Genomic DNA, 19,467 nt, shown 5'->3' on the forward strand with positions numbered 1-19,467 from the left:
GTGCCTGCCGGATCCGTTTGGCCGCGGCCGGCTGGGGTACCCCGCCGCCGGACGTGCCGTGATCGCGAGGCTGCGGGACAATCGAGGAAGCGAGCGGGAGGAGGGTGCCGTGGGCGTACGCACCTGGATCGACTCCTGGCCGGTCTACCGCCAGCTCACCGGCACGGACCCGCTCGGCCGCGGAGCCGCCGCCAAGAGCGGGCGCAGCGAGCGGCTCACGCCCCGGGTGGCCACCGCCGACCGGGTGGTGAAGTCCGTCTGCCCGTACTGCGCGGTGGGCTGTGGCCAGAACGTCTACGTCCAGGACGGCCGGGTCACCCAGATCGAGGGCGACCCCGACTCCCCCATCTCGCGGGGGCGGCTGTGCCCGAAGGGTTCGGCGAGCCTGCAGCTGACCACCGGTGACGCCCGTGAGTACCAGGTTCTCTACCGGCGACCGCACGGCACGGGGTGGGAGCGGCTGGACCTGGACACGGCGATGGACATGATCGCCGACCGGGTGATCGAGGCGCGCCGGGCCGGCTGGCAGTGGGAGGTCGACGAGACCCGCACCCGGCGCACCCTGGGCATCGCGAGTCTCGGCGGCGCCACGCTCGACAACGAAGAGAACTACCTGATCAAGAAGCTGTTCACGGCACTCGGCGCGATCCAGATCGAGAACCAGGCCCGCGTTTGACACTCCTCCACCGTTCCCGGTCTGGGAACCTCGTTCGGACGCGGCGGCGCGACCACCTTCCAGCAGGACCTGCAGAACTCGGACTGCATCGTCATCCAGGGCTCGAACACGGCCGAGTGCCATCCGGTCGGGTTCCAGTGGGTGATGGAGGCCAAGGCCCGGGGCGCGAAGGTGATCCACGTCGACCCGCGCTTCACCCGCACCAGCGCGCTGGCCGACCTGCACGTGCCGCTGCGCGCGGGCACGGACATCGCCTACCTCGGCGGGATCATCAACTACGTCCTGAGCAACGACAAGTACTTCCGCGAGTACGTCGTGGCCTACACCAACGCCCCGGTGATCCTGCGCGAGGACTTCCGGGACACCGAGGACCTGGCCGGCGTCTTCTCCGGTCTCGACTCCGGAAACCGCACCTACGACAACGCCAGCTGGCAGTACGAGGGCGTGGAGATGCAGGCGGCGTCGGGGGAACGCGACCGGGACTACGACAAGCGCACCGGCGGCGGCAGTTCCGTGACCGAGGCCGCCCGCGGCGAGGCCCACGGTTCCGGTGGCGCGGTGATCGGCGAGGGCGAGCCGGAACGCGACGAGACGCTCACCCACCCGCGCTGTGTGTTCCAGGTGCTGAAGCGGCACTACGCCCGCTACACGCCGGAGCTGGTCGAGCAGATCTGCGGGGTGCCGCAGGAGCTGTTCCGGCAGGTGTGCGAGCTGGTCACGGAGAACTCCGGGCGCGACCGGACGACGGCCTTCGCGTACGCGGTCGGCTGGACCCAGCACACGGTCGGGGTGCAGTACATCCGGGCGGCCTCCGTCCTGCAGACCCTGCTCGGCAACATCGGCCGGCCTGGCGGCGGCATCCTGGCCCTGCGCGGGCACGCCTCCATCCAGGGGTCCACGGACATCCCGACCCTGTTCAACCTGCTGCCGGGCTACATCCCGATGCCGCACGCCCACCAGAACCAGGACCTGGGCGCCTTCGTCGAGGCCGACGCCGCGCACAAGGGTTACTGGGGCAATATGCGCGCGTACCTGGTGAGCCTGCTCAAGGCGTACTGGGGCGACGCGGCGACCGCCGACAACGACTTCTGCTTCGACTACCTGCCCCGGCTGACCGGCTCCCACTCGACGTACGAGACGACGATGGCCCAGCTGGAAGGCGTCTGCAAGGGATACTTCCTGATCGGCGAGAACCCGGCCGTGGGCAACGCCAACGCGAAACTGATGCGGCTCGGCATGGCCAACCTGGACTGGCTGGTGGTCCGCGACTTCTCACTGATCGAGTCGGCGACCTGGTGGAAGGACGGGCCCGAGATCGAGACCGGAGAGCTGCGCACGGAGGACATCCGCACCGAGGTGTTCTTCCTGCCGGCCGCCGCGCACACCGAGAAGGACGGCAGCTTCACCAACACCCAGCGGCTGCTGCAGTGGCACCACCAGGCGGTCGAGCCGCCCGGCGAGGCGCGCAGCGACCTGTGGTTCACCTTCCATCTGGGCCGCATCGTCCGGGAGAAGCTGGCCGGGTCCGGTGACGAGATGGACCGGCCGGTGCTCGACCTGGCCTGGGACTACCCGACCAAGGGCCGGCACGCCGAACCGGACGCGGAGGCCGTGCTCGCCGAGATCAACGGCCGCGACGCAGCGGGCGCTCCGCTCTCCTCGTACGAGGAACTGAAGGGCGACGGCTCGACCGCCTGCGGCTGCTGGATCTACTGCGGTGTCTACGCCGACGGCGTCAACCAGGCGGCCCGCCGCAAGCCCGGTCAGGAGCAGGACTGGGTGGCGGCCGAGTGGGCGTGGGCCTGGCCCGCCAACCGGCGCATCCTCTACAACCGCGCCTCCGCCGACCCCCAGGGCCGGCCCTGGAGCGAGCGCAAGGCCCTGGTGTGGTGGGACCCCGAGAAGGGCGAGTGGACGGGCCACGACGTGCCCGACTTCAAGAAGGACAAGTCCCCGGACCATGTGCCGCCCGAGGACGCGACCGGGCCCGAGGCACTGGGAGGCACGGACGCGTTCATCATGCAGGCCGACGGCAAGGCCTGGCTGTACGCGCCGGCCGGCCTCACCGACGGGCCGCTGCCGGCGCACTACGAGCCGCAGGACTCCCCGTTCCCGAACCTGCTGTACGACCAGCAGCGCAACCCGGTACGCCAGTTGCTGCCCCCGCACCCGGACAACCGCTACCAGCCGAGCGGCGACGAGCCCGGCGCCCAGGTGTTCCCGTACGTGGCCACCACCTACCGGCTGACCGAGCATCACACGGCGGGCGGCATGTCCCGCTGGCAGCCGTATCTGGCGGAGCTGCAGCCGGAGTTCTTCTGCGAGGTGTCCCCGGAGCTGGCCGCCGAGCGGGGCCTGGAGCACACCGGGTGGGCGACGATCGTCAGCGCGCGGGGTGTGATCGAGGCGCGGGTGCTGGTCACCGACCGGATGGCACCGCTGTCCGTGCAGGGCCGCCGGCTGCACCAGGTGGGACTGCCCTACCACTGGGGGCCGAACGGCTACAGCACCGGCGACGCGGCCAACGAGCTGCTGCATCTGTCCCTGGACCCGAACACGCACATCCAGGAGTCGAAGGCGTTCGCCGTCGACATCCGCCCCGGCCGGCGTCCCCGGGGCCCGGCGGCCGTGGAACTGGTGCGGGCCTACCGGACGAGGGCGGGCATCGACGCGCGCACGGGAACGGAGCCGTGAGCGGCGCAGGCCGATCCCGGAGAGTCGTCGGCGGCAGCGCCGAGCTGAGCCGTGACCTGCGTACAGCCGGACCGAAGCCGTGACCTGCGTACAGCCGGACCGAAGCCTTGATCGGCGTGCAGCCGAGCCGGAGCCGTGATCGGCGTGCAGCCGGGCCGGCGGGCCGTTCTACCTGAGCACGACCGAGTGTGTGCCGCGGGGCACCAGCTCGCCCACGACCGGCGCCCCGGGCACCTCTCCGGCGACGAGCAGCCCGCCGGACGTCTGTGCGTCGGCGAGCAGCAGCCGCGTCTCCTCGTCCGTGCCCCCGAAGTCGGTGTGCGGCGCGACCCACTCCAGGTTGCGCCGGGTACCGCCGCTGACGTACCCGTCCCGTACGGCTTCCCGGGCGCCGTCCAGGTACGGGACGGCGCCGGTGTCGACCACGGCGGTGACCCCGGAGGCCCGGGCCAGCTTGTGCAGATGACCGAGGAAGCCGAAGCCGGTGACGTCGGTGGCACAGTCGGCGCCGGCGGCAAGGGCGGCTTCGCAGGCCTCCCGGTTGAGGGCCGTCATGGTGGCGACGGCCTGCTCGAACCGCTCGCCGGTGGCCTTGTGCCGGTTGTTCAGGACGCCGAGGCCGAGTGGCTTGGTCAGCGACAGCGGCAGCCCGGGCCGGCCCGTGTCGTTGCGCAGCAGCCGCTCCGGATCGGCGATGCCGGTGACGGCCATGCCGTACTTCGGTTCGGGGTCGTCGACGCTGTGCCCGCCGCCCACGTGGCAGCCGGCCTCCGTGGCGATGTCGAGGCCACCGCGCAGCACCTGGCGGGCGAGGTCGAAGGGGAGCCGGTCGCGGGGCCAGGCCAGCAGGTTGACGGCGAGCACCGGCCGGCCGCCCATCGCGTACACGTCGGAGAGGGCGTTGGCGGCGGCGATGCGTCCCCAGTCGTAGGGGTCGTCCACGACCGGGGTGAAGAAGTCGGCGGTGCAGACGATCGCCGTGCCTCCGTGTCCGACCACGGCGGCGTCGTCGCCGGTCGCGAGTCCGACGAGCAGCGGATTGTCGCCGCCGGCGAGCGGTGGCGCGGTCAGTCCCGCCACCACCGCTTCCAGTTCACCGGGCGGGATCTTGCAGGCGCAGCCGCCGCCGTGGGCGAACTGCGTCAGCCGTACGGGCGTCTGCCGGGCCGGTGTCGATGTCATACCTGCGGTCTCCCTGGGCAGTAGCCTGACGAACGGTGGAGGCGTGTGGGTGCCTGGTGGCCCTCCCGGTCTTCAAAACCGAGGGGCCCGAGGATCTCGGGCCGGCGGGTTCGATTCCCGTCCGCCTCCGTTCCCCTCTTCCGTGTCTTCCGTGTCTTCCGTGCGACAGCGCCTGCGCTGGTCGTCGACGCGCTCGGTGTGCCCGTGGGCGTCCAGGAACTCCAGCAGCGGTACGGCCACTCGGCGGGTGGTGTCCAGCGCGCGCCGGGCCTCACTGAGCGTGAACGGCTGGGGCAATTCGCGCAGCACGGCGGCGGCAGCGGTGTCCGCGCCGGGCAGCAGCACGATCCCGTCGGCGATCCGCAGCAGGGCTCCGGCGCTCGCAGCGGCGGCCAACGCCCTGCGGTCCAGGCCCAGTTCGGTGAGCCGACCGGCCTCGGGGGCACGGAACGGGGCGCGGCTCAGGTCCCGGCGCACGGCGTCCACGGCCGCGCGGACGGGCGCGGGCAGGTCGGGACCGCGGCTGTCGGCGGGGTGGAGCCGGCCCCGGCGGGCGAGGAGCCGGGGCTGTGCCTCGGCCAGCGCGTCGACCAGGGCACGGTCGGGCAGACCGAGGAGCCGGCGGGCCGCCTCGGCGGGCAGACCGGGCTCCATCGGGTGGGCACGGGCGTACCGGTCGACCTCGGTGACCAGCCGGTCCCGCAGCTCGCTCCAGTACGCCGCGTCGGCCAGCCAGTCTCCGGCGACGGGCTCGCCGGGCACCGCAATGCCCATGGCCCGCAGCTCGGCACGCCGGATCAGTCGGCGGCGGCGCAGTTCGGCGGTGCCGTCGGGGCGGCCGGTCATGCCGGCCAGTTCGGCCGCGCGGGCCCGGCCGGCACCGCGCCGGGTCAGTCCGGGCGGGCGTACGTCCAGGACGGTGACCGCGCAGGGCAGGCGGCCGCCGCCGGGTTCGCGCAGCACCGCGCGGTCGCCGACCCGCAGGGGCAGGCCCCGGCGCAGGGTGAGCCGGGCGGTGTCCTCGCCCAGCGGGCGGACGGTCACCGGCACGGCGGCCGTTCCGATGTGCAGGGTGACGCCCCGGGGCAGGTCGGCCACGGGCTCCCCGGTGATCCGCACGTCGGTCACCTCGGTGCACCGCCAGCGGTCCGGGGTGAGCAGCACCTGCCCGCGGCCCAGGGCCTCGTCGCCGGGGCCGTGCACGTTGACCGCGACGCGGGCCACCGCGCCGACGGCCGTCCGCTCCTCGTTCAGACTCTGCAGACCGCGCACTCGCAGCACGGCGGTGCCGTCCGAGGTGACCAGCCGGTCGCCGACCCGCAGGGTGCCCGCGCCGAGGGTGCCCGTCACGACGGTGCCGTGACCGCGGACGGTGAAGGCCCGGTCGAGCCACAGGCGCACGTCGGCGCCGAGGTCGGGGGCCGGCAACTCGTCGGCCAGCCGGGTCAGTTCGGTGCGCAGCTCGTCCAGGCCGGCACCGGTGAGCGAGCTGACGGCGACCGACGCGACCTTGCCGAGCGAGGTGGCGGCGAGACGCTCGACGGCGTCGGCGCGTACCGGCTCGGGGTCGGCGAGGTCGCTCCGGGTCACCGCGAGGAGGGCATGCCGGACACCGAGTGCGTCGAGGACGGCCAGGTGCTCGGTGGACTGGGGCTGCCAGCCCTGGTCGGCGGCGACCACGAACAGCACGGCGGGCACGGGCCCGACACCGGCCAGCATGGTGGCGACGAACCGCTCGTGCCCGGGTACGTCCACGAAGGCGAGCGGTTCCCCGGCCAGGCTGGTCCACACGAAGCCCAGGTCCAGGGTGAGACCCCGGCGGCGCTCCTCCTCGTACCGGTCGGGCTCCATCCCGGTGAGCGCCCGGACCAGTGCGGATTTGCCGTGGTCGACGTGGCCGGCGGTGGCGAGGACGCGCATCACACTCACCTCTCGGCGGAAGCCCGGGGTGACCGACGGCCATCAGCGAGCGGCCCACCACCATCCGCCAGCGGCCCGCCGCCGCACGCGAGCCGTTCACCAGCATCCGCGGGCCGTCCGCCACCATCCGCGAACCGTTCGCCGCCTCCCGAGAGGCGTCCGTGACTGACCGGCGGTCGACGGTTGCTGTCCGCCGGTCCCTCGCCAGGGTCTGCCGGCTCGCCGGTCCCTCCCGCCGGACGGTTGTCGCGATCTGCCGGCCCGTCGGCCTCCGCCGGACGGTCGCCGCGGCCAGCCGGCCCGTCGGCCTCCCCCGCCGGACGGTCGGCCCTCTCGCTCGCCACCGACCGGACAGCCTCCGTCAACCGTTCGTCGTCCTCCGGCGGCACCGACCGCAGGTCCAGCAGGCAGCGCCCCGCCTCCAGGCGGCCGACGACCGGGACGCGGCCGGTGCGCAGGGCGACGGCGTACGGCTCGGGCAGGGAGAGGGCCGCGCTGGGCAGGGGGACACCGGGTGCGCCTCCGCCGCCGACCGTGGCGGTGCTCTCGACGGCTCGGGCGTCGATCCCGTCGGCGGCCAGTTCCGCGGCGAGCCGGTCGGCGCGGGCTGCGATGCCGGCGGGGTCGGCGGCAAGGGCGAGGGCGGTCGGGGTGGGCGGTCCGGTGAGGGTGGCCTCCAGGGCGGCAAGGGTCAGCTTGTCGACCCGCAGGGCACGGGCGAGCGGGTGCCGGGCCAGAGCGTGGACCAGGTCCTCCCGGCCCAGCAGGAGCCCGCACTGGGGCCCGCCGAGCAGTTTGTCGCCGCTCGCGACGACGAGCGCGGCACCGGCGCGCAACTGGCTGTCGGCATCGGGTTCCTCGGGCAGGTCCGGACGCGGGACGAGCAGCCCGGACCCGATGTCGGCGACGACGGGGACACCGAGCCCGGCGAGGTCGGCGACCTCGGCGGACCGGGTGAAGCCGGTGATGCGGAAGTTGGACGGGTGCACCTTGAGCACGAAGCCCGTTTCGGGGCCGATCACGCCGGCGTAGTCGGCGGGAGCGGTGCGGTTGGTCGTACCCACCTCGCGGAGCCGTGCGCCGGTCGAGACCAGCAGGTCGGGCAGCCGGAAGCCGTCGCCGATCTCCACCATCTCGCCCCGGCTGACGACGATCTCCTTGCCGGCCGCGAGGGCGGTGGCGGCGAGGACCAGCGCGGCGGCGCCGTTGTTGACGACGTGCGCGGCACCGGCGGCCGGCACCCGTTCGAGCAGCGCGGCGAGGGCGGAGCGACCCCTGCGGGCCCGTACCCCGGTCGTCAGGTCGAGTTCGACGTCCGTGGGTCCTGCGGCTTCCTGCACGGCCTGCCGGGCGGCGTCGGACAGCGGGGCCCGGCCGAGGTTGGTGTGGAGCAGTACCCCGGTGGCGTTGATCACCGGGTGCAGGCCGCTCGCCGTGCCGGGCAGCAGGGACAGGGCCGCCCCCGGCACCTGTTCCGGTGCGATGCCGCCCTCGCGGGCCCGCTCCTGCGCCTGCCGGACGGCGGCCCTCACCGGGGCGGCACCGAGCCGGTCCACCGCCGCGGACAACCGGGGGTCGCGCAGCAGCACGTCGGTGCGCGGGATACGGCGGCGTGCGTCGGGCCCGGCGTGCCGGGGCGGGCGGCCGGAACCGGGCGCGCTCCGCGTCGGGTCCTCGTCGGCACTTCGCGGTACCGGCCGCTGCTCCATGGCGCCCCTGTCCTTCCAGGTCCGGCCGTGCGCCCGTACGGGCTGCGCTCATCGTCTCCCAGTGCCCCCGGCCCGCCGTTCGACACGCCGGAACGCACGTTGACCTCGGGCACCGCTCGGGTACTCGGCGCCGCATGACCGAGCATGAGCGCAAGCGACAGGAAGAGAACGCGACGGCGGCCGAGCGGGCCGCGCGCAGGCAGCGGGAGGCGGACCGCGAGCGCGCCGCCGCCGAGCCGTTCGACTACCCGTATCCGGAGCGCCGGGCCGGGGTCCGCGCCCGGCGCCACATCAGCGAGGCGGCCGCCGCCGCGGACACCCCTCCGGGCATCCCCGGGGGCTACGGCACGACGGGCGGCGGACAGCCGGGGGCGGTCGGCGCCGCCCACCCGCCGGCCCCCTCCCGCCGGAGCGCCGAGCACCGCACACCGGCCGCGGAGCCGGGCGGCGACGACGTGGGACCGGTGAACAGGTCCGACCACTGACGCCGCACGGGCCGACCGGAGTACCGGTGGGACGGCGGCCCCTGAAACCGGAGGGGCGGCGGTCCCCGGAGCCGGTGGGACGGCGGTCCCCGGAACCGGAGGGGCGCCGGTCCCCGGAGCCGGTGGGACGGCGGTCCCCGGAACCGGTGGGACGGCGGTCCCCGGAACCGGTGGGACGGCGGTCCCCGGAACCGGTGGGACGGCGGTCCCCGGAACCGGTGGGACGGCAGGCCCTGGAACCGGAGGGGCGGCGGGCCCTGGAACCGGAGGGGCGGTCGCCCGGTTACCCGTCGGCCCCGGGCCGCGTCCGGCGTCTCACGGCGCTTCGGTCGGCCACGGCGGCCGGTCGTCCCTGTCGTCGGCGTCCGGCGGCGGCCGGGGCGGCGGCGGCTCGCCCGCGGTGAGGTGTTCCAGCACCTCCATCAGTTCCTGGCAGGCCTTCTCCACCGAGCTGCGGGTGTTGCGTTGCTCGGTGATCACGGCGGAGAGCAGCAGCGCGGTCAGGGCCATGGCACCGTTGAACGCCTGCAGCTTCAGCATGACCTCGATCCGGTTCAGTCCGGCGAACGCCCCGACGCCGTCGGTCGCGGCGACGGTGGCCACCACGGACGTCACCAGCGCACAGAGCGCGCTGCCGGCCAGCTGGAACCGCAGGGCGGCCCAGATGATGAGCGGGTAGACGAGGAACAGCGTGCTGATCGAGCTGTAGGCCGCGAGCGGTACGAGGGCGCAGGCTACGACGGCCAGCGCTGTCGCCTCCTTCCAGCGGCCCAGCGACAGCGGCCTGCGGGCGCCGTACAGCAACAGCAGCAGCGGGGTGACGATCAGGACGCCCATCGCGTCGCCCACCCACCAGGCGAGCCAGACGGGCCAGAAGCCGTGGGCGGGCAGCCTGTCGGTGATCACGAGGAGCCCGACGCCGATGGTCGCGCTGATCAGCATGGCGGCCAGCGCGGCCAGGAACACCAGGGCGAGGCCGTCGCGTAAACGGCCGAGGTCGGTGCGGAACCCCGCCCGGCGCAGCAGCAGGGCCGCGCACACGGGTGCGGCGGTGTTGCCGAAGAGGATGCCGAGCACGTGGAGGCTGGGCGTGGTGAGGGTCAGTACGACGCAGAGGACGCCGATCGTGATGCCGGGCCAGCAGCCCAGGCCGAGGATCAGCAGGGCCGCGACGGCGACGCCGGTCGGCGGCCAGATGGGGGTCACGACGGCGCCCTCGACGGTCAGCTCGCGCAGCAGGCCGAGCCGCCCCGCCGCGTAGTAGCAGACGGCGACGGCCAGCACCTGGACGACTCTGCCGCCCGGCCGGCGCAGCTCCTCGATACCCACCACAGCAGCCATCTCACACCGCCGGCACCGGGTCGGCGAGGCGGGAGAGCCTCCCGTCCGGCCCTATGGCCGAATGCGCAACCGCTCCGGCAGCGGCCGTGCGCACCGGGTTCCGTGGCCGGCGGGCTCCATCACGGCTCGGCCGGCGTCCGCCGTCCAGGCCGGCACGGTCACGGCTCGGTGTCCGGCCCGTCCAGGCCGACACCGTCACGGCTCGGCGTCCGGGCCGTCCAGGCCCACGACGAGTACGGCGGCGTCGTCCTCGTGGCCGACGCTCTCGGCGCCCTTGATCACGGCCGTGGCAAGGGAGTGGGAATCCAGACCGGCGACGGCGGCGATGCCCGCGAGCCGGACCACCTGGTCGAGGCCTTCTTCCACGGTCAGCGACGGTCCTTCCACGACACCGTCGGTGAGCAGCACGAACACCCCGCCGGTGGTGAGCCGGTGCCGGGTGACCGGGTACTCCATGCCCTGTTCGATGCCGAGCGGGGGTCCGCCCTCGTCGTCGACGACACCGGACTTTCCGTCGGCCGTGGCCCAGACGAAGGGTATGTGTCCGGCCCGGGCGCTCTCCAGCACGCCGGTGGCCGGGTCCAGCCGCATGAAGGTGCAGGTGGCGAACAGGTCGCTGCCGAGGGAGAGCAGCAGGTCGTTGGTGCGGGCCAGCAGTTCCCCCGGCTCGCCGGTGACGGAGGCGAGCGCCCTCAGTCCGGCCCTGACCTGGCCCATGAAAGCGGCGGCCTCGATGTTGTGCCCCTGTACATCACCGATCGACAGCCCTATTCGGCCGTCGGGCATGGCGAACGCGTCGTACCAGTCGCCGCCGACGTTGAGGCCGAAGTTGGCCGGCGCGTACCGCACGGCCAGGTGCAGACCGGGTGCGGCAGGCAGGTCCCGGGGCAGCATGCCGCGCTGCAGGGCGATGGCCAGCTCGACCTGGGTCCGCTGCAGCTCCGCGCGCTGACGCGCCTGGGCGGTGAGCGAGCCGAGTCTGGCCAGCAGCTCGTCGCCTTGATCCGTGGGGCGCTTGCGGGGCATCGATCACTTCCGCCGGGGCGGCGGCCTGCGGAGGGCCGGGCCGCCGGAGATTTTGGCAAACGCCTAGATTTTACCGATTTACGAGTATCGCGCCCCCGGATGGCTCCCTTCGCGGCCCCGGCCCGGGGCCCTGCCGCCAAGGCCGGGACCCGGGTCCGCTCAGCGGACCTCGGAGTCGATTCCGGTGATCACCGCAGGTCCGAGCGGTGCCTCCCGCTCGTCCAGTCCCGCGTCCCGCAGCGCATCGTCCGCGAGGCGGCGCGCCTCCTCCTCGGCGTGCGGGCCGGTGTCCGCCTCGACGGTGAGGCGGAGGGTGAAGGTGTTGTCGTCGTTGACGCGGAGCACGTCCAGGTCCTCGGCGTTGCCCAACCGCGTGCCGTGCGGATCCGCGGGGCGGAGGGCCCCGGCCAGCCGGGACCGGGCGTCGGCCCCGATGCCGCTGGTGAAGGTGCCGGGGACGCTGATCACGTAGGTCGTCATGAGACGGGTCCTTTCCTCGGGCGTCGCGTCCCCCCGCCTACCCCGATTCCCGGCCTTCGCACAGCAAGGCCCCCATCGGCCGCCAGGCCCCGGCCCGGGCCCCGCGGGCCACCCGCTCCCCCGTCCCCTCGCCCCGGCCGGCTCCGCTCCCGTCAACCCGTCCGCGCCCCCGTCCCCCGGACGGTGGACCTCCCCGTGTCGGCTCCCCGGCCGGGCAGGGCCGGAATGGGAGATTACGGAGGCGGCCCGGTCCGCTTCTCCCCTGTCACCCTGCACGAAGGACTCGCCATGCGCCTGTACCGTCCGCTCGCCGCCGTACTCGGCGGACTCGCCCTCACCATGACCGCCACCGGCACCGCGCTCGCCGCCGACGGCACGTTCGCCTGGATCGGCCCCCAGGGCAAGGCGTACGCCATCTCCAACCCGCCGGACAACAAGTGCTTCGACATGGCCCAGGAAGCGCGCGGCGCACGCAACGAGACGAAGAAGCCGCTCGTCGTCTACACGAAGAAGAAGTGCAAGGGGACGGCGCTGCGGCTCGCGCCCGGCCACTCGGCGTCCAGCAGCGCGCGGTTCGCCAGCGTCGTCTTCAACCCGCGCTGACGGCTCCGCCGCGAATTCCACCGGGATTCCGCCGGGACTCCGCCGGAATCCCGCCAGGGTCGGGGGGCGGTGAGCCCCTCAGACCCAGCCGTCGAGCGCCCCCATGAAGCCGTCGAAGTCGTCGCGGTACAGGGTGTGCCCGGCCCCCTCGACGGTACGCAGCTCGAAGCCCCGCTGCACCAGCTCACCGGCGAGTCCCGGCCGCAGGAACTCGCTGGTGCCACCCAGCACCACCAGCGAGGGCACCGCCGCCCGCGCCGGTGCCCGGCCGACCGAGTAGACGCCGGGGAGGACACGGGCCGTGGCGGGGTCCCAGTCGGCGAGCGTGGCCAGTTCGATGTCCACGTCGACCTCGTCCCAGCGCGGATTGAGGCTTTTGACCATGGCGCGGGTCGCGGTCTTGAAGGCCGCGAAGTACGCGGAGGCCTCGACCAGTTTCTGCGGCAGGTCCCAGGCCGGATCGCAGTAGACGGCCCGCTTGGGCGCCAGCCGTTCGACGGCTCCGGCCAGGGCCATCGCCCCGAGCGAGTGGCCGAGCACCACCTCCGCCCCCTCGGGCAGGGTGTCGACGAGGTCGTCCGCCCAGTGCTCGGGGCTGTACTCGCCCCGGCCGCTCCTGCCGTGTCCACGCAGGTCCACACCGATGACGCGGTAACCCCTGCCGGCCAGGGCGGGCGCGACCCGGCGCCAGGTGCGGTGGTCGGACATCATCCCGTGGACGAGGACCGCGATGCGCTCACCGGTTCCCCACTCGTGCGTGTGCAGTCTCATCGGCGCCTCTCCCCGGGTCGGGACTCCGTCGGATCATGTCATCGCGCCCGGCGCCGGATCCACTACCGAACCGCCCTCGGCCACCCCCTCCGGGGGCCGAATGAGCGTGTGGTTATCATATGAGCGCTGCCTAGCTCGAAAGATGGACCTGTGACTGTCAACGACGACTCGTTCACCAACTGGAAGATCCGCGAGGAGATCGCGGAGTCGATGATCCCGCTCATCGGGAAGCTGCACCGCGAGCGGGACGTGACCGTCCTGCTGCACAGCCGCTCCCTGGTGAACAAGTCGGTGGTCAGCCTCCTCAAGACGCACCGCTTCGCCCGGCAGATCGCCGGTGCCGAGCTGTCGGTCACCGAGACCATGCCGTTCCTGGAGGCCCTGACCACGCTCGACCTCGGGCCGTCCCAGATCGACCTCGGCATGCTCGCCACCATGTACAAGGCCGATGACCGCGGTCTGAGCGTGACGGAGTTCACCGCCGAGGCGGTCGCCGGCGCCACCGGTGCCAACAAGATCGAGCGCCGCGAACCGCGCGACGTCGTCCTGTACGGCTTCGGTCGCATCGGCCGCCTCGTCGCCCGCCTGCTGATCGAGAAGGCCGGCTCCGGCAACGGCCTGCGCCTGCGCGCCATCGTCGTGCGCGGCGGTGGCGGCCGGGCCGCCGGAGACCTCGTCAAGCGCGCCTCGCTGCTGCGCCGCGACTCCATCCACGGCCAGTTCCAGGGCACGATCACCGTGGACGAGGACAGCAGCACGATCGTCGCCAACGGCAACGAGATCAAGGTGATCTACGCCGACGACCCGTCGCACGTGGACTACACCGAGTACGGCATCCGGGACGCCATCCTCATCGACAACACCGGTAAGTGGCGCGACCGCGAGGGCCTGTCCAACCACCTGCGCCCCGGTATCGAGAAGGTCGTGCTGACCGCGCCGGGCAAGGGCGACGTCCCGAACATCGTGCACGGCGTCAACCACGACACGATCAAGCCGGACGAGCAGATCCTGTCCTGCGCCTCCTGCACCACCAACGCGATCGTCCCGCCGCTGAAGGCCATGGACGACGAGTATGGCGTGCTGCGCGGCCACGTGGAGACGGTCCACTCGTTCACCAACGACCAGAACCTGCTGGACAACTACCACAAGTCCGAGCGCCGTGGCCGCTCCGCGCCGCTCAACATGGTCATCACCGAGACGGGTGCCGCCTCGGCCGTCGCCAAGGCGCTGCCCGACCTGAAGGCGAAGATCAGCGGCAGCTCGATCCGCGTCCCGGTGCCGGACGTCTCGATCGCGATCCTGAACCTGCAGCTGGCCCGCGAGGCCACCCGCGAGGAGGTGCACGACTACCTGCGCGAGGTGTCGCTGACCTCGCCGCTCAAGCGCCAGATCGACTTCATCACGGCGCCCGACGCGGTCTCCAGCGACTTCATCGGCTCGCGCCACGCCTCGATCGTGGACGCCGGTGCCCTGAAGGTCGACGGCGACAACGCGATCCTCTACCTCTGGTACGACAACGAGTTCGGCTACTCCTGCCAGGTCGTCCGGGTCGTCCAGCACGTCTCGGGCGTGGAGTACCCGACGTACCCGGCGACGGCGGTCTGATCCGCCCGGCCTCGCGTACGCGTACGGCCGTCGACCGGGGTTTCCGGTCGGCGGCCGTCTCGCGTGGGCGGGTGCGGTCAGGCCGTGGCCGGCTTGCTGCACGCGCCCGCGGCACACGCCGTGAGCCACTGGTCGAAGTCGGCGTCGTAGCGGGTGCCGATGCCGTCGTGGTAGACGGCGTATCCGCCGGTGTAGTCACCGACGCGGAAGCGGGAGAGCATGCGCTGGACGTCGTCCGGGTGCTTCTCGGTCATGTAGCGCACGGCGAGGTAGCCCCACGGGTAGGTGCGGACCACGTCGCTGTTGTCGTAGGTGTTCTCGAAGAGGGTGCTCAGCTTGTAGGTGTGCTTGCCGGCCTCCTGGACCGCCTGGTCGTCGACGAGACCCCGGTAGCTGTAGGAGACGTACTCGGCGATGCCCTCGATCCACCACACGTCCGGCACGGAGATCTGCCGGCCGAAGTCGCCCTTCATGTCGTCGCGGGCGTCCAGGAAGTGCGTGTACTCGTGGTTGAGGTTCCAGATCCGGGCCGGGAAGCCGTCGTCGTAGTTCTTCTGGTACATGATCGACATCGGCTGGTTGGCCGGGTCCGACGGGTCTCCGCCGAGCGTCATTCCCCCGTTGTCGGTGCTGATGCCGTACATGGGGCCGGCGTACGTCTGGTAGTCGGTGCGGCTGGCGAAGACCACCAGCTGGAGGGTGGAGGCGTACTGGCCGGGTATCTGCCCGCCGGCCCGTACGACGGAGCGGAAGTAGGCGTCCTGGCGGAGCACGCTCGCGCAGGCGGCGTCGAGGTCGGCCGCGGCCAGTGCCTGGGCGCGGACGGTGATGTTGCCGTCGCAGTTGCGTGTGACGGGCAGGACGGCCTTGGCGAGCTTGTCCGGCAGGTTGCAGACGTCGTAGTAGGCGCAGTTGGCGCTGTCGTAGTAGCCGGCCTGGCTGGCCACCGCCACCCAGAGCCCGGCCGTCGGACCGGTGATCGCGGTCCGGTCCAGCACGTCCTTCGCCAACGGCCCGGCGATGTCGCGCAGTTCGGGGTGCTCGACATAACGGGCCAGGTTCATCCCTGCGTTGGAGTCCAGGAAGGCCAGGTCGGTGCCGAGCTGGTCGGTGTTGGCCAGCGCGAAGTCGTACAGGGTGTCGACGATGCGCGGGTCGGCGTCGACCGCCTGTACGTACTGCGGGTTCCAGTTGCCGCGCCACAGCGGTGTGTAGACGTCGTTGACGGCCCTGATCATGCTGTCGATCGAGTCGTAGGAGCTGTCGTAGGCGTTCAGCAGCCGCCGGTAGACGTACAGGTAGCGGCCCTGCTGGTCGGCGCTGTCGGTGAGGATGACGGTCTCGCCGAGGATGTCGCCGTTGGCCGCCGTGACGTCACGGGAGTGGGAGCGGGCGAAGAAGGTGTCCATGCCGCCGGTGACGGCAGTGGTGAGGCGGGCGGTGTACGGGCCCACGTCACCAGGGTGGTTGAACTGCACGTAGTAGCCGGCGCGCAGGAAAAGGACCAACTGCAGCAGGCTGCCGGAGTTGTCGCCGCGGTACTGCCCGGCGGTGCGGGTGAACGCGTTCGCCACGGTCAGCATCTGGGTCTGGCGGAAGACGTCGCGCGCGTTCGTACCGGTGACGGAGAAGAGGGTGTTGACGCAGTCCGCGGTCGCGGCCTTGACGAAGGACACGAGTGCGGAGCCGGTACGGCTGCCGAAGTCGGCCGGGGTGCAGGAGGCCGACTTCGCCGCGGTCCGGGACGGCTTGGTGAACATCGGCCGGTGCGGCGGAAGTTGGACCGGACTGAGGCGCTTGGCCTGGGCCGAGGGGCGCTCGGTGGCACCGGTGGACGCGGCGGCGGGCGGCGGCACGGGGAGGTGCGTGCGGGGTGCGGTGACCGTGCCGGTCTGCGGCCGGGGTGCTGCCGACGCCGGGCCGGCCAGCAGACCGGCCAGGGTCATGCAGACGGCTGCGGTACCGGCGATGCGCCCGACCGTGCCTCTGGGGACGCGTCCGGGCAGCGCGAAGCGATAGCGCATCTGGGTTCCTCCACGAAGGGATGCGCCTCTGTGGGGTGTTGAGGCGTGTGAGGCACTGTCTCAGCGCCGTACCGGCCTCAACAATGGCGTGTGACATAGCACATGGCACCGGCCGCTCATAACATCGCGGCACATCCGTGACACGCCCCTACGCCCCCGCGACGCTCCAGGTGCGCGAGGCCCAGGTGCGCAGGTGCGGGGCCTGGGCGACGAGATCGCGGTAGGCCGCCGTGGCGGACTGGAAGAGCGCCTCCACCAGGTCGTCGCCGACCGCGTCCGGGCGCCAGGCCAGCACATAGCGGCACCACAGCGGCGAGCCGACCAGGGGTTTCACCGTGACGTGCGGAATCGGCCGCAGCGTCGGCTGCACGAGGGACACGCCGAACCCGTCGGCGATCATGCTCTGCAGCTGGGTCTGGTCGCCGAGCCACTCGTGGACGGTGACCGGGGTGAAGCCGGCCGCCGCGCAGGCGTCGTAGAACACGCCGGGCCAGCCGGCACCGTCGTCCGGGGTCACGAACCAGGCGTCCTCGGCCAGATCGGCGAGCTGCACCTGGGCGCACTGCCGGAGCCGGTGCCGGGCGGACAGGGCGACGAACGTGGGCTCGGTGACGATCCCGCGATGCCGTACGGCGGTCGAGTGCCGCAGCTCCATGCCCGGGTAGTCGGCGGCTATGGCGGCGTCCACGGTGCCCTCCTCCAGCAGCTCCACGATCCGTGAGGACGCGTAGACACTGGTGACCGCGAGGGAGAGTTCCGGCAGGCGGGTGCGAACGCGGGAGACCGTGCCGGACAGCACGGGCGAGTTCGTCGCGGCCACGCGCACGGTCCGCTGCGGGCGGGCGGAGGCCGGGCGGTGCCCGATGGCGGCGGCCCGGGCGAGGACGTCCCGGGCCTGCTCGACGACCTCGGCGCCGTACCGGGTGGGCCGGACCCCGCTCGGCCCGCGCTCGAAGAGCGGCTCGCCCAGGTGGCGTTCGATGCGGCGCAGCTGGGTGCTCACGGCGGGCTGGGAGTAGCCCAGCTGCGCGGCGGCGCGGCCCACGCTGCCCGCGTCCGCGATCGCGCACAGCACCCGCAGGTGCCGCAGCTCCAGCTCCATCGGTCCACTCCCGGTTCGTTCCCACGGCCGGCCCGACGCCCCGGCCCGCACCCCCGCACACGACCGTGCCCGCCGGGACCGCGCACGCCGCGCGCCGCCGCCCGCCCCGCCCGCGCCGGCCGTGGTCACGACCGGCGGACCGAAGCGTTCCATGGCCTCCTCCACGGCACAAGTCGCAGGTCCGCCAGGGTGCGGACGGCCACATCGCACGCAAGCCGCCGCGCGGGAGTGGAGCATGGCCCCAGCCGTGACCCTGACCCCGGCCCAGGCCGAGAGCGACATCCGGACGCTCGGGCGGACCGGCGCCCGCCCCTGGCCCAGCCCTGCCCCTCCAACCCGACAACGGCCCTGGCTTGGCGCCGGCCGGCCCCGGCCGGCCGCTGGAGTGCGGCCGGCCAGGGCCCTCGGGTCGCGGGCTCAGTGGCGCCCCAGCATCTCGGCGACCCGGATGAACCCGTCCGTGCCGTGCCCGAGGCCGATCACCCGGCGGGCCATGCCCTCGACCGCGCGCATCACGCCCGCGTCGATGCCGTGGGACTCCGAGACCTCCACGACATGGGCCATGGTGGAGGCTGCCGAGGTGACCGGGTTGATCTCGCCGGAGTAGGTGCCGCTGTCGGCGTCCTGCGCGAACTGCTCGAAGAGCGGCGGCAGGATCGCACCGATGCCCTGGGCGAAGGGCGCCAGTTCGCCTGCCGTGACCCCCTCCGCCCGGGCGATCGCCACGGCGTGCGCGTAGCCCGCCATCGCGGTCCAGAAGAGGTCGAGCAGCGCGATGTCGAAGGTGGCGGCACGCCCGGCGTCCTCCCCCAGGTGGGTGTGCGTCCCGCCCAGCACCTGCAGCGCGGCCCGGTGCCGTTCGAAGAGGTCACGCGGGCCACTGTGCAGGAAGACGGCCTCCGGAGTGCCGATGCTGGGAGCCGGAGTCATGATCGCGCCGTCCAGGTAGCCGATGCCGTGGGCCGCCGCCCAGTCCGCGGTGTCCCGGGCACGGTCCGGGGTGTCGGCGGTCAGGTTCACGACGGCACGGCCCTTCAGCGCGCGGGTGACGTCGTCACGGCGCAGGATCGCGTCGGACGCCTGGTAGTTCACCACGCAGACGACGATCAACTCCCCGGCCGCCACGGCCTCTTCGGCCGTCGCGGCGCCCGTCGCGCCACGCTCGGTCAGCTCGCGGTCCTTCCCGGGCGTGCGGTTCCAGACCGTGGTCCGCAGACCGGCCTCGAGGAACGCGCCCGCCAGCTCACGGCCCATCGGACCGAGACCGAGCACCGTGACGGCAGGAAGATCCAGAGATGTGGACATGTTGCAACTCCCGTATGCAGTAGGAAAGACGGCCGCAACGGCCGATGGGTAACCGAAGAGGGAACGACGATGACGCGAAGCCGTGCACAGGACCCGAACGTCTGTGGAGTGACCGCAGCGATCGCCGTGATCGAGGGCAAGTGGAAGACGTCGCTGCTGTGGTTGCTGGAGTCCGGCCCGCACCGGCCCGGCGAACTGCGCCGCCGGCTGCCGGGCCTGAGCGAGAAGGTGCTGACCCAGGCGCTGCGCGAGATGGAGGAGGACGGCTTGGTGCACCGGGAGGTGCACCAGGTGCTGCCGCCGAAGACCGTGTACTCGCTGACCGGGTTCGGCCGTGAACTGGCCGAGGCACTGGACCCCTTGGCCGCGTGGGGCCACCGTCGTCTGGACCGGCTCCGCGAGCGCGAGGACGAGCGCGAAGCGGCGTCCTGACGCGCCGCGGCTGTCACCTCCCGTCCGTTCTCCGGCAGCCCCTGACCTCGTGGAACAGCCTCTCCCGGTCGGCCGGGGCGTGCCAAGTACCCACAAAAAAGTGGGTATCCCG

General features: G+C 72.8%; 13 protein-coding genes, 1 tRNA gene and 2 pseudogenes. 6 read left to right on the plus strand and 10 right to left on the minus strand.

Features of this window, described 5'->3' with window-relative positions; translation table 11 throughout:
• The first annotated feature begins 109 nt into the window (after window positions 1-109).
• Window positions 110-3,370, plus strand: a complete 3,261-nt coding sequence (gene fdh / locus ACZ4SF_RS15065) for a formate dehydrogenase (RefSeq protein ID WP_468383477.1) — start codon at window positions 110-112, stop codon at window positions 3,368-3,370.
• Between the two features lie 168 nt (window positions 3,371-3,538).
• On the opposite strand, the gene selD is transcribed toward fdh, so the two are convergent.
• A complete protein-coding gene (selD, locus tag ACZ4SF_RS15070) occupies window positions 3,539-4,552 on the minus strand; it encodes a selenide, water dikinase SelD (protein WP_468383480.1) in 1,014 nt (337 codons plus the stop codon).
• 37 nt (window positions 4,553-4,589) lie between these two features.
• On the opposite strand from selD, the gene ACZ4SF_RS15075 reads away from it, so the two are divergent.
• Window positions 4,590-4,682 (plus strand) — tRNA-Sec (locus ACZ4SF_RS15075).
• Between the two features lie 101 nt (window positions 4,683-4,783).
• Here ACZ4SF_RS15075 and ACZ4SF_RS15080 read toward each other — a convergent pair.
• Together ACZ4SF_RS15080 and selA are read right to left on the minus strand one after the other, a co-directional pair.
• Window positions 4,784-6,472 (minus strand): annotated as a pseudogene (locus ACZ4SF_RS15080) (GTP-binding protein); the annotation flags it as partial.
• A 338-nt stretch (window positions 6,473-6,810) separates the two neighbouring features.
• Window positions 6,811-8,181, minus strand: a pseudogene (gene selA, locus ACZ4SF_RS15085) (L-seryl-tRNA(Sec) selenium transferase); the annotation flags it as partial.
• Between the two features lie 134 nt (window positions 8,182-8,315).
• Between selA and ACZ4SF_RS15090 the strand changes: the two are divergent.
• Entirely contained in the window at window positions 8,316-8,666 is a 351-nt protein-coding gene (locus tag ACZ4SF_RS15090; RefSeq protein WP_468383483.1) for a hypothetical protein, read from the plus strand.
• A 315-nt stretch (window positions 8,667-8,981) separates the two neighbouring features.
• On the opposite strand, the gene ACZ4SF_RS15095 is transcribed toward ACZ4SF_RS15090, so the two are convergent.
• From ACZ4SF_RS15095 to ACZ4SF_RS15105, 3 genes are all read right to left on the minus strand, one after another.
• The gene (locus tag ACZ4SF_RS15095; protein ID WP_468383709.1) at window positions 8,982-9,998 is read right to left on the minus strand and encodes an MASE1 domain-containing protein; all 1,017 of its coding nucleotides are present in this window, start codon (window positions 9,996-9,998) and stop codon (window positions 8,982-8,984) included.
• 204 nt (window positions 9,999-10,202) lie between these two features.
• Window positions 10,203-11,033 carry a PP2C family protein-serine/threonine phosphatase gene (locus ACZ4SF_RS15100; protein ID WP_468383486.1) on the minus strand — a complete coding sequence of 277 codons (831 nt, stop codon included), beginning with the start codon at window positions 11,031-11,033 and terminating at the stop codon, window positions 10,203-10,205.
• Between the two features lie 159 nt (window positions 11,034-11,192).
• Window positions 11,193-11,513: a hypothetical protein gene (locus tag ACZ4SF_RS15105; RefSeq protein ID WP_468383489.1), complete on the minus strand. Its 321-nt coding sequence runs from the start codon at window positions 11,511-11,513 to the stop codon at window positions 11,193-11,195.
• A 225-nt stretch (window positions 11,514-11,738) separates the two neighbouring features.
• Here ACZ4SF_RS15105 and ACZ4SF_RS15110 point away from each other — a divergent pair, with 225 nt between their 5' ends.
• Window positions 11,739-12,116: a hypothetical protein gene (locus ACZ4SF_RS15110; RefSeq protein WP_468383492.1), complete on the plus strand. Its 378-nt coding sequence runs from the start codon at window positions 11,739-11,741 to the stop codon at window positions 12,114-12,116.
• A 78-nt stretch (window positions 12,117-12,194) separates the two neighbouring features.
• On the opposite strand, the gene ACZ4SF_RS15115 is transcribed toward ACZ4SF_RS15110, so the two are convergent.
• Complete coding sequence (locus ACZ4SF_RS15115; protein ID WP_468383495.1) at window positions 12,195-12,887, minus strand: alpha/beta fold hydrolase; 693 nt, start codon at window positions 12,885-12,887, stop codon at window positions 12,195-12,197.
• A 150-nt stretch (window positions 12,888-13,037) separates the two neighbouring features.
• On the opposite strand from ACZ4SF_RS15115, the gene ACZ4SF_RS15120 reads away from it, so the two are divergent.
• On the plus strand, window positions 13,038-14,492 hold the full coding sequence (locus ACZ4SF_RS15120; protein ID WP_468383497.1) for a glyceraldehyde-3-phosphate dehydrogenase: 1,455 nt from the start codon (window positions 13,038-13,040) through the stop codon (window positions 14,490-14,492).
• Between the two features lie 77 nt (window positions 14,493-14,569).
• Here the strand turns inward: ACZ4SF_RS15120 and ACZ4SF_RS15125 are convergent, their stop codons facing one another.
• The 3 genes from ACZ4SF_RS15125 to ACZ4SF_RS15135 all read right to left on the minus strand — a co-directional run bounded on the left by ACZ4SF_RS15125 (window position 14,570) and on the right by ACZ4SF_RS15135 (window position 18,923).
• Window positions 14,570-16,516, minus strand: a complete 1,947-nt coding sequence (locus ACZ4SF_RS15125) for a collagenase (RefSeq protein WP_468383500.1) — start codon at window positions 16,514-16,516, stop codon at window positions 14,570-14,572.
• 148 nt (window positions 16,517-16,664) lie between these two features.
• Window positions 16,665-17,618 carry a LysR family transcriptional regulator gene (locus ACZ4SF_RS15130; RefSeq protein WP_468383503.1) on the minus strand — a complete coding sequence of 318 codons (954 nt, stop codon included), beginning with the start codon at window positions 17,616-17,618 and terminating at the stop codon, window positions 16,665-16,667.
• A 417-nt stretch (window positions 17,619-18,035) separates the two neighbouring features.
• The gene (locus ACZ4SF_RS15135; protein WP_468383506.1) at window positions 18,036-18,923 is read right to left on the minus strand and encodes an NAD(P)-dependent oxidoreductase; all 888 of its coding nucleotides are present in this window, start codon (window positions 18,921-18,923) and stop codon (window positions 18,036-18,038) included.
• A gap of 69 nt (window positions 18,924-18,992) precedes the next feature.
• Here ACZ4SF_RS15135 and ACZ4SF_RS15140 point away from each other — a divergent pair, with 69 nt between their 5' ends.
• A complete protein-coding gene (locus tag ACZ4SF_RS15140; RefSeq protein ID WP_468383509.1) occupies window positions 18,993-19,355 on the plus strand; it encodes a winged helix-turn-helix transcriptional regulator in 363 nt (120 codons plus the stop codon).
• Window positions 19,356-19,467: the final 112 nt, after the last annotated feature.

It is taken from the genome of Streptomyces sp. NPDC027663 (genome assembly GCF_055566415.1).